The organism is Psychroserpens luteolus (genome assembly GCF_021032705.1).
Taxonomy (GTDB): Bacteria; Bacteroidota; Bacteroidia; order Flavobacteriales; family Flavobacteriaceae; genus Psychroserpens; species Psychroserpens luteolus.
Genome location: NZ_JAHVXI010000030.1, coordinates 1 through 419 on the forward strand (window position 1 = coordinate 1; position 419 = coordinate 419).

At 45.1% G+C, this 419-nt stretch carries 1 protein-coding gene; it reads left to right on the top strand.

The annotated features are described in order from the left end of the window. Nucleotides 1-419 (top strand): hypothetical protein (locus KWG70_RS17700; RefSeq protein WP_230937371.1); only part of this gene is annotated, 419 nt, incomplete at both ends.

Sequence of the window (419 nt, forward strand, 5' to 3'; positions counted from 1 at the left end):
TCTGATGAGTCGTATACGTGGGCTGAGAATGGTATCACTTATGATGGTTCTGGAGGATCTACTTCGGTAACTATTGAAGGTGTGAACTGTGCGGCCGATCAAACATTAAACTTAACAGTAACACCGGAGCCTGCTCCTGTGGTGACTGATGTGACGATTTGTTCTGATGAGTCGTATACTTGGGCTGAGAATGGTATCACTTATGATGGTTCTGGAGGATCTACTTCGGTAACTATTGAAGGTGTGAACTGTGCAGCTGATCAAACACTTAACTTAACAGTAACGCCGGAGCCTGCTCCTGTGGTGACTGATGTGACGATTTGTTCTGATGAGTCGTATACGTGGGCTGAGAATGGTATCACTTATGATGGTTCTGGAGGATCTACTTCGGTAACTATTGAAGGTGTAAACTGTGCAGC